At 68.2% G+C, this 11,495-nt stretch carries 11 protein-coding genes; 2 read left to right on the top strand and 9 right to left on the bottom strand.

Going from position 1 to position 11,495, the window contains the following annotated elements; genetic code table 11:
- Positions 1-61: 61 nt before the first annotated feature.
- The 8 genes from xylB to C6P64_RS17495 form a co-directional block, all read right to left on the bottom strand.
- Entirely contained in the window at positions 62-1,552 is a 1,491-nt protein-coding gene (xylB, locus tag C6P64_RS17530) for a xylulokinase (RefSeq protein WP_105749812.1), read from the bottom strand.
- A 36-nt stretch (positions 1,553-1,588) separates the two neighbouring features.
- On the bottom strand, positions 1,589-2,524 hold the full coding sequence (locus tag C6P64_RS17525) for a helix-turn-helix domain-containing protein (protein WP_105749811.1): 936 nt from the start codon (positions 2,522-2,524) through the stop codon (positions 1,589-1,591).
- Positions 2,525-2,546: 22 nt separating this feature from the next.
- Positions 2,547-3,971, bottom strand: coding sequence for a D-arabinitol 4-dehydrogenase (dalD, locus tag C6P64_RS17520; protein WP_211296886.1), 1,425 nt, complete (start codon positions 3,969-3,971; stop codon positions 2,547-2,549).
- 21 nt (positions 3,972-3,992) lie between these two features.
- Complete coding sequence (locus C6P64_RS17515) at positions 3,993-4,721, bottom strand: SDR family oxidoreductase (RefSeq protein WP_105749810.1); 729 nt, start codon at positions 4,719-4,721, stop codon at positions 3,993-3,995.
- Positions 4,722-4,735: 14 nt separating this feature from the next.
- Positions 4,736-5,776 (bottom strand): ABC transporter ATP-binding protein, encoded by a 1,041-nt coding sequence (locus C6P64_RS17510; RefSeq protein WP_105749814.1) that lies wholly within the window; start codon positions 5,774-5,776, stop codon positions 4,736-4,738.
- 44 nt (positions 5,777-5,820) lie between these two features.
- The gene (locus tag C6P64_RS17505; protein WP_105749809.1) at positions 5,821-6,651 is read right to left on the bottom strand and encodes a carbohydrate ABC transporter permease; all 831 of its coding nucleotides are present in this window, start codon (positions 6,649-6,651) and stop codon (positions 5,821-5,823) included.
- An 8-nt stretch (positions 6,652-6,659) separates the two neighbouring features.
- Complete coding sequence (locus tag C6P64_RS17500; RefSeq protein ID WP_105749808.1) at positions 6,660-7,520, bottom strand: carbohydrate ABC transporter permease; 861 nt, start codon at positions 7,518-7,520, stop codon at positions 6,660-6,662.
- A 109-nt stretch (positions 7,521-7,629) separates the two neighbouring features.
- Positions 7,630-8,886: an ABC transporter substrate-binding protein gene (locus C6P64_RS17495; protein ID WP_105749813.1), complete on the bottom strand. Its 1,257-nt coding sequence runs from the start codon at positions 8,884-8,886 to the stop codon at positions 7,630-7,632.
- 144 nt (positions 8,887-9,030) lie between these two features.
- Between C6P64_RS17495 and C6P64_RS18090 the strand changes: the two genes are divergently transcribed.
- A complete protein-coding gene (locus C6P64_RS18090) occupies positions 9,031-9,300 on the top strand; it encodes a hypothetical protein (RefSeq protein ID WP_146115977.1) in 270 nt (89 codons plus the stop codon).
- Here C6P64_RS18090 and C6P64_RS17490 read toward each other — a convergent pair.
- Complete coding sequence (locus C6P64_RS17490) at positions 9,285-10,409, bottom strand: alkene reductase (RefSeq protein WP_105749807.1); 1,125 nt, start codon at positions 10,407-10,409, stop codon at positions 9,285-9,287. The two genes, C6P64_RS18090 and C6P64_RS17490, sit on opposite strands and share 16 nt — an antisense overlap.
- Positions 10,410-10,528: 119 nt before the next feature.
- Here C6P64_RS17490 and C6P64_RS17485 point away from each other — a divergent pair, with 119 nt between their 5' ends.
- Complete coding sequence (locus C6P64_RS17485) at positions 10,529-11,452, top strand: LysR family transcriptional regulator (protein WP_105749806.1); 924 nt, start codon at positions 10,529-10,531, stop codon at positions 11,450-11,452.
- The last annotated feature ends 43 nt before the right edge of the window (positions 11,453-11,495 follow it).

Here is an 11,495-nt window from a genome sequence, read left to right as displayed (position 1 = left end):
AGTGCGTCGAGCTGGTTCATGAAGTGGCGTAACAAGGTGGGACAGAGGAAGCTGGATTCAATCAGGCTGGCTGGTCGGCGCAGCGGGGCGATCCAGGCACAGGATGCAGGGCCGGGTACAGCGCCTGGAAGCGCTGGTGCCGCAACAGCAGGCGCTGGTGGGTGGCGGGGTCGGGTTCGTAGCGGTGCGCTATCGGTGGCTGCAGGCATACCTCGTCGAGCCGGCCGCCCGCACACAGCCAGCCCAGGCGCGCCGCGCCCAGGGCACCGCCCAGGTCGCCGCCGGCATGGACATCCAGCCGCAGGCCCAGCACATGGGCCAGCAGCTGTGCCCACCAGGCGCTGCGCGCGCCGCCGCCGACCAGCGACAGTGCCTGCAGCGGTGCGCCATGGCGGCCCAGCGTCAGCAGGCCGTCGCGCAGGCCGAAACCCACCCCCTCGGCCACCGCATAGGCCAGGTCGGCGCGCTGGTGCGCGTGGCCCAGGCCGGTCCAGCTGGCCTGCGCGTGCGGGTTGTTGTGCGGCGAACGCTCGCCGCCCAGGTAGGGCAGGAACAGCGGTGCCTGGTCCTGCCGGTCGGCGTCGAGCGTCGCGGCGTCGGCAATCAGCTCGGCCTCGCAGGCATAGCCGAGCAGCCGGGTCGCCCAGCTCAAGGCGGAAGCCGCGCTCAGCATGACCGACATCTGGTGCCAGCGCCCGGGCAGCGCATGGCAGAAGGCATGCACCGCCTGCGCCGGATTGGGCTCGAAATGGTCGCCGCTGACGAAGACCACGCCCGAGGTGCCGAGCGAGACGAAGCCCTGCCCCGGCTCGACCAGGCCCATGCCGATCGCGCTGGCGGCATTGTCGCCAGCGCCGCCCGCCACCGGCAGGCCCTCGGGCAGGCCCCAGCGCCGGCACAGCTCGGGCTTGACGACGCCGGAGCGCTCGCTGCCCTCGACCAGGCGCGGCATCTGCGCGCGGTCCAGACCGGTGGCCTGCAGCAGGCGGTCCGACCAGTCGCGCCGGGCGGTGTCGAGCCAGAGCGTGCCGGCCGCGTCCGACATCTCGCTGACCGCTTCGCCGGTCAGCTGCAGGCGCAGCCAGTCCTTGGGCAGCAGCACCAGGGAAACAAGGTCAAAGAGGGTGGGTTCGTGCTCGCGCACCCAGAGCAGCTTGGGCGCCGTGAAGCCCGGCATCGCCAGGTTGCCGCTGATCGCCGCCAGCTCGGGCACCGTCCGGCTCAGCGCCTCGCACTGGGCGGCGCTGCGGCCGTCGTTCCACAGGATCGCGGGGCGCAGCACGGCCTGCTTGGCATCGAGCAGCACGGCGCCGTGCATCTGGCCCGACAGGCCCACGCCTTCCAGCCGGGCCAGCGCCTCGGGCTGCTCGCGCTGGAGCTGGTCCATCACGGTCTCGAGCGCCTGCCACCAGGCGGCGGGCGACTGCTCCGACCACAGCGGCTGCGGGCGCTGCACGGTCAGCGGCGCGCGCGCGCTGGCGAGCACCCGGTGCTGGCGGTCGAGCAGCAGGGCTTTGAGCTCGGATGTGCCCAGGTCCAGTCCGAGAAACATGGTGTTTTCCGTATCAGTTTGCAATGAGGGGAAGGCTCAGGCCGCGCCGCGAAAGCGCGTCAGCGCCTGGCGCCGGAATTCGGACGGCGTCAGGCCCTTGAGCTCGAGGAAGCGGCGGTTGAAGTTGGCCACGTTGTTGAAGCCGACCTCGTAGCAGATGTCGGTGATCAGCTGGTCGGTTTCCATCAGCAGCTGGCAGGCCCGGTTGATGCGCACCCGGTTGACGAAGTCGGTGAAGGTGTTGCCGGTGGTCTTGCGGAAGAAGCGGCTGAACTGGCTCTCGCTCATCTCGAATTCGCTCGCCAGCATGGCGGCCGACAACGGCTCGGCCATCCGCTCCATGATGCGGCTGACCACGGCCTCGACCCGGTCGAGCGAGTCGTCGTCCTCGTCGCTCTGCAGCTGCACGCTGGAGAGCAGCCGGTAGTCGGTGCAGGCGGCCAGCTCGGCCAGGAAGCTGCAGAAGGCACCGAAGCGCTGGAGTCCGCTGCCGAGCTTGACCTGCTGCCAGTGCTGCTGGGCCCGCTCGGACAGACCGAAGAACTCGATGCCGTGGCGGGCCCGCTCGAGCATGGGCAGCACCTCGGCCAGCTCGGGGATGTCCTGGCTGGCGCGCAGCAGCGGCTCGTGCGAGAACTGGATCACCAGGTCGCGCAGCGGCACGCCGCTCTCGGGCAGGTCGGTCGAGACCCAGTTGTGCGGCAGCCGGGGCCCGGTCAGCACCACCTGGCCGGGCTGGAACTGGCCGATCCAGTCGCCCACGAACACCTTGCCCGAGGTCGCCGTGATGATGTGCAGCTCGTACTCGTCGTGGTAATGCCAGCGCGCCAGCGGCGTCGGATAGCCGTGCGCGAGGCAGCGGATCAGGCCGACCTCCTCGGGCGGCTCGTAGCCCAGCGCGGGCAGACGGGCAAAGTCGTGCTCCAGCTCCGGCTTGGGCTGGCGCGGCATCTGGCGGGTCTTGACGGTCATCGGCGGCGGCTCGATCGGCAGCTCAACAAGGTGCCGACAAGCGGGCCGTGCCCGGATGTCCGGCGACGAAGCCAGCGACGCGGGCCGTGGCCGCACGTACCGCGTCGACCAGCCGGTCGTCACCGGCCAGCTCGCCCCACAGCACGGCATCGGCGCAGAAGGCCGCCACCGGATCGGCCGCCGCGCAGATCGCGTGCGCTGCTGCCGGGTCCATCGCCTGGTCCTGGTAGGCGTAGGGGATCCGGCCGGCATGCCAGCGCTGCAGGTAGGCCAGGAACAGCGCCGGCAGCATCGCCACGCTGGCGATGGACTCGTCGCGCGCCAGCCGCTCGCGGATGGTCGGCGCGATGAAGCCGGGGATCTTGCTGAAGCCGTCCATCGCCACGCGCTGGTTGGTGTCCTGGATCGCCGGATTGCCGAAGCGGTCCAGCACCACGTCGCGGTATTTCGGCAGATCGATCGGGCAGGGGTGCTCGGGCCGGTCGAGCACGGGAATGGTGTCGTCGGTCACGTAGTCGTAGGCCATCCGGCGGATCGCCGCATCCTGCGTGCCCTCGTGGATGTAGCGGTAGCCGACCAGGGTGCCAGCCCAGGCGATGCAGGAGTGCGTCGCGTTGAGCAGCCGGATCTTGGCCTCCTCGTAGGCGTCGACCGAGTCGACCATCTCGACGCCGACCCGCTCCCAGGCTGGCCGGCCGGCAATGAAGCGGTCCTCGATCACCCACTGGATGAAGCTCTCGCCCATCAGCGCGGCCGGGTCGTCGATGCCGGTCGCTGCCAGCACGCGCTCGCGCACGTCGGGCGTCGGGCGCGGCGTGATGCGGTCGACCATCGCGTTCGGGCTGCTGGTGTGGGCCTGCACCCAGGCCAGCAGCGCGGCGTCGCCTATCAGGCCGATGAACTGCAGCAGGCCGGCGCGCGAGCGCTCGCCGTTGTGGCGCAGGTTGTCGCAGTTGAGCAGCGTGACCGGGCCGGCGCCGCTGGCCATGCGCGCGCGCAGGATGGCGGTCAGCGCGCCGTAGAGGGTGGCGCCGGGGTGGCCCGCGCGCGCCGCGTCGAGGTCGGCGCGCAGGTCGGCAAAGGCCTCGAGGTCGAGTCGGTTGTCGGCGTCGAGGTAGTAGCCGGCCTCGGTCACGGTGAACGAGATGATCTTGGTCTCGGCGCTCGCGCCCTGCTCGATCAGGCCGGCCAGGTCGGGCTGGTAGGGAATGACCCGGCGGATCGACCCGATGCGCTGGTAGCGGTGCTCGCCGGCCGGCGAGATGGTCTCCAGCGTGTAGGCGCCGCCCTGCTGGATCAGCGCGGCTATCGTCTCGGCCATGTCGGGCCGGATATTGCCGCCGGCCAGCGCCCAGGAGGCGTCGCCGCTGCGGATCAGGGCGTCGAGGTAGACCGCCTGGTGGGCGCGGTGGAAGGACCCCAGGCCCAGGTGCAACATCACATTCATGTTCTGACTCGCGTAAGAGGATTAGAGGTCGAATTGGGTCGGCAGCATCACCACGTCGCGGATCGTCATGCCGCGCGGGCGCGTCAGCATGAACAGCACCACCTCGGCCACCTCGGCGGCCTCGAGCAGGCTGCCCGACTCGCGCGCCTGGCGCAGCTTGTCGGCCGGCCAGTCCGCCAGCAGGCCGGTGACGACCGGACCGGGCGAGATCGAGCCGACCCGCAGCCCGTGCTTGAACACCTGGCGCCGCGTCGTCTGCACGAAGCAGTCGATCGCCCACTTGGACGCGGCATAGACCGGCTCCCAGGGAGTCGGGTAATGCGCCGCCAGCGAGCTGGTGACGATGATGTCGCCGCTGCCGCGCTCGATCATGTGCGGCAGCACGGCGCGCACGTTCTTCATCACCACGTTGATGTTGAGGTTGAGCATGCGGTCGATCGCGTCCGGGTCGGCATCGACCAGGTCGCCGCCGATGTAGCTGCCGGCATTGGCATGCAGGATGTCGAGCCGGCCGGCCAGCTCCAGCACGCCGGGCAGCAGGCTGGCGCATTGGCGTGCATCGAGCAGGTCGATCACCAGCGGCAGCGCATCCGGGCCGAGCCGCTCGCACAGCGCCGCGAGCGCCCGCTGGTCGCGGTCAACCAGCACCACCCGGGCGCCGGCCGCGAGCATGGCCTCGGCGCTGGCCAGTCCGATGCCGGAGGCGGCGCCGGTCACGACGGCCACCTGGCCTTGAAGTTTCTGGGTCATGGCTAGCTCCTCCTTCAGCCGCGCGCGCCCACCACCCGGCCCTGCGGGTCGAACCAGTGCGCCTGCCCGAGCTCGATCGACACGCCGACCGCATCGCCCGCATGCAGCGGACTGCGGGTGTTCTGGCGCGCCACCAGCTGGGCGCCGCCGGGCGTGCTGACGTAGATCAGGGTTTCGGCGCCCAGCGCCTCGACCAGCTCGACCCGGCCGTCGACCAGGCCCTGGCCGGCCGGCTGCAGCGTCACGCTCTCGGGACGCAGCCCGATCGAGCCGCCGGCGGCACCCGCCGGTGCCTGCTGCTGGACGACGGCGGGCAGCTGGGCCAGGGTGGCGACGTTCATCTGCGGCGTGCCGATGAACTGCGCGACGAACTGGTTGGCCGGACGGTCGTAGAGCTCGAGCGGTGAGCCGACCTGCTCGATCTGGCCGTCGCGCAGCACCACCACGCGGTCGGCCAGCGTCATGGCCTCGACCTGGTCGTGGGTGACGTAGATGGTGGTCGCGCCGAGCTCGCGGTGCAGCTTGGCGATCTCGACCCGGGTCTGGCCGCGCAGCGCCGCGTCCAGGTTGGACAGCGGCTCGTCGAACAGGAAGACCTTGGGCGCGCGCACGATGGCGCGGCCGATCGCCACCCGCTGCCGCTGGCCGCCCGAGAGCTCCTTGGGCGTACGCTGCAGGTAGGGCGTGAGGTTGAGGATCTGCGCGGCGCGCTCGACCTTGGTCCGGATCACCTCAGCCGGCGCCTTGGCCAGCTTGAGCGCGAAGCTCATGTTCTCGAACACGCTCATGTGCGGATACAGCGCGTAGCTCTGGAACACCATGGCCAGGTCGCGCTTGCTCGAGGGCAGCCGGGTGATGTCGCGGCCCTCGAGCGAGAGCTTGCCGCCGTCGATGGCTTCGAGGCCGGCGATCAGGCGCAGCAGGGTGGACTTGCCGCAGCCCGAGGGGCCGACGAAGACGACGAACTCGCCCTTCTCGATCTGCAGGTCTATGCCCTTGATGGCGCGGTGCTCGCCGAAATACTTTTCAATGCCTTGCAGCTGGAGGAATGACACGGGAATCTCCTGTTGTACTTGTGCGTTGCGGTGGCGCGGCGGCTTCACTTGACCGCGCCGAAGGTCAGGCCCTGGACCAGCTGCTTCTGGCTGAACCAGCCAAACACCACGATCGGGGCGATCGCCATCAGCGAGGCGGCCGACAGCTTGGCCCAGAACAGGCCCTCGGGGCTGGAATAGCTCGCGATCAGCGTGGCGAGCGTGCCGCCCTGGGCCGCCGTCAGGTTCAGGCTCCAGAAGGCCTCGTTCCAGCTCAGCACCAGGCACAGCAGGCCGGTCGATGCCAGGCCGCCCATGCCCAGCGGCAGCAGCACCAGGCGCAGCTCCTGCCACAGCGTGGCGCCGTCCATGCGCGCGGCCTCCAGGATCTCGTGCGGGATGTCCTTGAAGTGCGAGTACAGCATCCAGACCATGATCGGCAGGTTGGACAGCGTGAAGACGATGATCAGCGCGAGCTGGGTGTCGAGCAGGCCGCTGGTCTGGGCCAGCACGTAGATGGGCACCAGCGCGCCGACGGCCGGCATCATCTTGGTCGAGAGCATCCACATCAGGATGTCCTTGGTGTGCTTGCTCTTGAAGAAGGCCATCGAGTAGGCTGCCGGCGCGGCGATCGCGAGACCCAGCAGGGTCGAGAGCACGCTGGTGACGACCGAGTTCTTGGCGTAGAGCAGGTAGTCGCTGCGCTCCTGCACCTCGTGGAAGTTGGCCAGCGTGGGCTCGAACAGCAGCAGCGGCGGCACCGAGATCGCCTGCAGCTCGGTCTTGAACGCGGTCAGGAACAGCCAGCCGAGCGGGAAGAACAGCAGCAGCGTGACCGCCCAGGCTGCCAGGGTGCGGACCACCAGGGCCGCGGAAACACGGGAATGACGTGACATGGCGGTTCTCACTTGTCCAGGTTCTTGCCGACCAGGCGGATCATGAAGATGGCGGCGATGTTGGCCAGCAGCACGGCGAACAGGGCACCGGCCGAGGCCACGCCGGCGTCGAAGTTGAGCAGCGCCTGCTTGAAGATCAGGAAGGCCACGTTGGTGCTGGCGTCGCCCGGCCCGCCACCGGTGGTGGTGTAGATCTCGGCGAACACGCTGAGCAGGAAGATCAGCTCGATCATCACGACCACGGCGACCGAGCGGCCCAGGTGCGGCAGGTAGAGGTAGCGCAGCTGCTGCAGGTAGTTGGCGCCGTCCATGCGCGCGGCCTCGAGCTGCTCGCGGTTCATGCTCTGCAGCGCGGTCATGAAGATCAGCGCGGCAAACGGCAGCCACTGCCAGGACACCATGATGATGACCGACAGCAGCGGCCAGTCGGTCAGCCAGTCGACCGGCGTGGCGCCAAAGAAGGCCCAGACCTGGGCCAGCACGCCGTAGATCGGGTTCATCATCATGTGCTTCCACAGCAGCGCGTTGACCGTGGGCATGACGAAGAAGGGCGAGATCAGCAGCACACGAACCAGGCCGCGGCCGGGAAAAGGCTCGTCGATCAGCAGGGCGATCGCGATGCCGAGCAGCACCGTGATCAGGATCACGCTGCCGAGCAGCAGCACGGTGTTGAGCACCGCCGGCCAGAAGCTCGGATCGGTGACGAAGAATTCGAAGTTCTCCAGGCCGATGAAGCCGCTCTGCTCGGGCTGCATCAGGTTGAAGCGGATGACGGAGAAATAGAGCGTCATCACCAGCGGCACGATCATCCAGAGGAAGAGCGTGGCGATGGCCGGCGTCATCAGGACGCGGGGGAGGAATCGGTTCATGTGCGTGGAGGGAAAAAGAGGCGATGCCAGGGCCGGTCTGCCGGGCAGCGCCGAATTCGCCATGAGGAAGGTCGACCGGGACGGGGCCGCGCAGGCCCCGGCCAGCGGCTTACTTGTAGTAGCCAGCCTTGCGCATCTCGCGCTCGGCCGCGGCCTGCGAGGCCTTGAGCGCGGCGTCAACCGTGGTCTTGCCGGCCAGCGCGGCGCTCATCTGCTGGCCCACCGTCACGCCGATGGCCTGGAACTCGGGGATGGCAGCGAACTGGACGCCGACATAGGGCGACTTGGGCAGGGTGCTGTCGTTCGGATTCGCGCTGTCGATTGCGGCCTTCTCGGCGGCAGCGAACCTGGCGGCCTTCTGGAATTCGGCGCTCGCATAGGTCGACTTGCGGGTGCCGGTCGGGACCGCGCCCCAGCCATTGGTCTTGGCGACCAGCTGGATGTAGTCCTTGGAGGTGGCCCAGGTCACGAACTTCTGCGCGGCATCGACTTTCTTGGAGCCCGAGGGGATGGCCAGCGACCAGGCCCAGAGCCAGTTGGCGCCCTTGGGCGTGACCATGGTCGGAGCCTGCGCGAAGGCCATCTTGTCAGCCACCTTGGACTGCTTGGGGTCGCTCACGAAGGAGGCAGCGATCGTCGCATCGACCCACATGCCACACTTGCCTTCGTTGGTCAGCGCCAGGATCTCGTTGAAGCTGTTGGCCGACGAGCCAGGCGGGCCGTAGCTCTTGAGCAGGTCGACGTAGAAGTTGATCGCGTCCTTCCAGGGCTTGCTCTCGAGCTGCGGCTTCCACTGCATGTCGAACCACTGGCCGCCATGGGTGTTGACCAGCGTCGACAGGAAGGCCATGTTGTCGCCCCAGCCCGGCTTGCCGCGCAGGCAGATGCCGTAGACGCCGTTCTTCGGGTCGTGGATCTTGGCGGCCAGGTCCTTGATGTCGTTCCAGCTCGGCTTGTCGGCCACCTTGACGCCGGCCTTGTCGGCCAGGTCCTTGCGGTACATCAGCATCGAGCTCTCGCCGTAGAAGGGCACGGCGAACAGCTTGCCATCGACCGACAGGCCGTTGCGCATGGCGGGCAGCAGGTCGTCGGCGTCGTAGGCTGCGTCGGTCTTGACTTCCTGCAGCCAGCCCTTCTTGCCCCAGATCGGGGTCTCGTACATGCCGATGGTCATGACGTCGAACTGGCCGCCCTTGGTCGCGATGTCGGTCGTGACGCGCTGGCGCAAGGTGCCCTCCTCCAGCGTGACCCACTTGAGCTTGATGTCGGGGTTGGCCTGCTCGAAGTGCTTGCCGAGCTTCTGCATCTCGATCATGTGGCCGTTGTTCACGGTGGCGATCACGAGCTCGGTCGCGGCCTGTGCCATGCCAGTGGCCAGCAGGGAAGCAGCGACGACGGCGGAAAGCTTGAATTTCACGGATGTCTCCTTCGGTTATATGTACTGGTACGGCTGCTTCCAGCCGCGGGACCTATTGTCCGGAAGGCTGTTGCGTCTACAGGTACCCGAAAAATGACATTCGATACTCTATTGCAATATTTGCTCGGTATTTTCCCTAGTATCTGCTTGAGAGTTTATGTCTGGCCGGTGCCCGAACGGGTGAAAGCCGGCCCGCTGGCGATTCCGGCGCTGGCCTGGCTGCCGCGGCGCGCTCGACGGCTTGCCGGTGCGAAAGTCGATGGCCCTGCGGCTGCAATCCATCGGCTTCGTCCAGGGGCTCCCGTCCAGGGGTTGCAGCTTGCAGAGGTGGCAGGACTGGACAACCCTTACAGCGCCGGGTAGTCGGTGTAGCCGACCGGGCCCGGGGTGTAGAAGGTCTGCGGGTTCGGCTGGTTCAGCGCCGCGCCCTGCTTCAGGCGTTGCACCAGATCCGGGTTGGCAATGTACTGGCGCCCGAAAGCCACCGCATCGGCGCGACCCGACTCGACGGCCGCGATCGCCATCTCGCGGTCGTAGCCGTTGTTGGCGATGTAGGCGCCCTTGAAGGCCCGGCGTGCGCCGGCATAGTCGAAGCCCGGCAGGTCGCGCGGGCCACCGGTCGCGCCCTCGACGAAATGCAGGAAGGCGATGCCGCGCTGGTCGAGCTGCTCGACCAGATGGCCGAACAGCGCCTGCGGGTGGCTGTCGGACAGGTCGTTGGCCGGCGTCACCGGGGACAGGCGGATGCCGACGCGACCGGCACCGATCTCGGCCACCACGGCGTCGACCACCTCGAGCGCGAAGCGGCAGCGGTTCTCGATCGAGCCGCCGTAGCCATCAGTGCGCTGGTTGGCGCCGTCGCGCAGGAACTGGTCGACCAGGTAGCCGTTGGCGCCATGGATCTCGACGCCGTCGAAGCCGGCGCGGATCGCATTGGCGGCGGCGCGGCGGAACTGCGCCACCACCTCGGCGATCTCGTCGATCGTCAGCGCATGGGGCACTGGGGCCTCGACCTTGCCATTGCGGGTGTAGGCCACGACCTTGGGCGCGATGGCCGACGGTGCCACCGGCTGCGCGCCGCCGGTCAGGTCGGGGTGGGTGACGCGGCCCACATGCCAGATCTGGGCCACGATCTTGCTGCCGGCCTCGTGCACCGCCCGGGTGATCGGCTTCCAGCCCTCGACCTGGGCCTCGGAGTAGATGCCGGGCGTGGCCATGTAGCCCTTGCCGACCGGCGAGACCTGGGTGCCTTCGCTGATGATCAGGCCGGCATTGCTGCGCTGGCGGTAGTACTCGACGTTGAGCGCGCTGCCCGGGATGTCGCCGGCGGCCTCGTCGGCGCGGCTGCGCGTCAGCGGCGCCATGACGATGCGGTTGGCGATCTCGATGTCGCCGATGCGACCAGGCTGGAACAGCTTGAGCGAGTCGGCATCGAGCGTCTGGGCCAGGGCGTGGGGCAAGGGAGCGTTCATGGGCGGGGTTCCAGTACAGGGAGGAAATTCAGGAATGAATCGATTATGGATATTCCTGAAACACAGGGGTAGATCCGATTTAAAGCTATGATTTATTCCTTGAAAGAATCAATGAAGCCATGGACCGACTGCGCCTGATCGAAACCTTCATCCGGGTGGTGGACTCCGGCAGCTTCTCGGCGGTGGCGCGCGAGGCGCGCACCACCCAGTCAGCGATCAGCAAGCAGGTGCAGGCGCTCGAAGCCGGGCTCGGGGCCAAGTTGCTGGTGCGCTCGACCCGCAGCCATTCGCTGACCGAGGCCGGCCAGCTGTTCTACGAGCGCGGCCGGCAGATGCTGGACACCTTCGAGGAAGCCCGGCTCGAGGTCCATCGCGCCGAGCACGAGATCTGCGGCGTGCTGCGCGTGGCCGCTCCGGTGGCTTTCGGCCGTCTGCACATCGTGCCCAGGCTGGCGGACTTCTATGCGCGCTATCCCAGGATCAAGGTCAACCTGCAGCTCGACGACAACTTCGTCGACCTGGTGGCCGCCGGCATCGACGTGGCGTTCCGGGTCGGCGAGCTCAAGGACAGCCGGCTGGTGGCGCGGCGCATCGGCACCGCGCACCGCGCGACGCTGGCCTCGCCCGCCTACCTGGCCCGGCATGGCGAGCCGCAGCACCCCGACGACTTGCTGGCGCACAATTGCCTGGTCTACACCGGGCTGGCCAGCTTCAATGAATGGGGCTTTCTCGATGGTCAGAACCAGACGCACAGCGTATGCGTCGGGGGCAATTTCGAATCGAACAGCTCGGAGGCGATCCGCCAGGCCGCCTGCGAAGGCCTGGGCATCAGCTACTCGACGCTCTGGATCTACGGCGAAGACATCCGGTCCGGCCGGGTCAAGCCGATCCTGACGCGTTTTCGCGCCCACCCCTTGCCCCTGAACGTGGTATTCCAGCCTGCACGCCGCCCTTCGCTCAAGGTCAAGAGCTTCGTCGACTACTTCGCGCAAGCCTTCGGCCAGGACCCGGACATCGCGCAGATGCTGGCGGCACAGGACTAGCGCGGCTCAGCACAATGCCGCTGCCGCACCGGCCGCACCGGCC

Origin of the sequence: Malikia granosa (assembly GCF_002980595.1) — a bacterium.
Classification (GTDB): Bacteria; Pseudomonadota; Gammaproteobacteria; order Burkholderiales; family Burkholderiaceae_C; genus Malikia; species Malikia granosa.
Note: the sequence above shows the minus strand (reverse complement) of the source record. Positions and strands in the feature narration are given on the sequence as shown.

Coding starts and splice junctions, on each gene's coding strand:
- dalD (WP_211296886.1), bottom strand. CDS start 3,971: ATGAATGTGATGTTGCACCTGGGCCTGGGGTCCTTCCACCGCGCCCAC.
- C6P64_RS17515 (WP_105749810.1), bottom strand. CDS start 4,721: ATGACCCAGAAACTTCAAGGCCAGGTGGCCGTCGTGACCGGCGCCGCC.
- C6P64_RS17525 (WP_105749811.1), bottom strand. CDS start 2,524: ATGACCGTCAAGACCCGCCAGATGCCGCGCCAGCCCAAGCCGGAGCTG.
- C6P64_RS17500 (WP_105749808.1), bottom strand. CDS start 7,520: ATGAACCGATTCCTCCCCCGCGTCCTGATGACGCCGGCCATCGCCACG.
- C6P64_RS18090 (WP_146115977.1), top strand. CDS start 9,031: ATGACATTCGATACTCTATTGCAATATTTGCTCGGTATTTTCCCTAGT.
- C6P64_RS17485 (WP_105749806.1), top strand. CDS start 10,529: ATGGACCGACTGCGCCTGATCGAAACCTTCATCCGGGTGGTGGACTCC.
- xylB (WP_105749812.1), bottom strand. CDS start 1,552: ATGTTTCTCGGACTGGACCTGGGCACATCCGAGCTCAAAGCCCTGCTG.
- C6P64_RS17505 (WP_105749809.1), bottom strand. CDS start 6,651: ATGTCACGTCATTCCCGTGTTTCCGCGGCCCTGGTGGTCCGCACCCTG.
- C6P64_RS17490 (WP_105749807.1), bottom strand. CDS start 10,409: ATGAACGCTCCCTTGCCCCACGCCCTGGCCCAGACGCTCGATGCCGAC.
- C6P64_RS17495 (WP_105749813.1), bottom strand. CDS start 8,886: ATGGCACAGGCCGCGACCGAGCTCGTGATCGCCACCGTGAACAACGGC.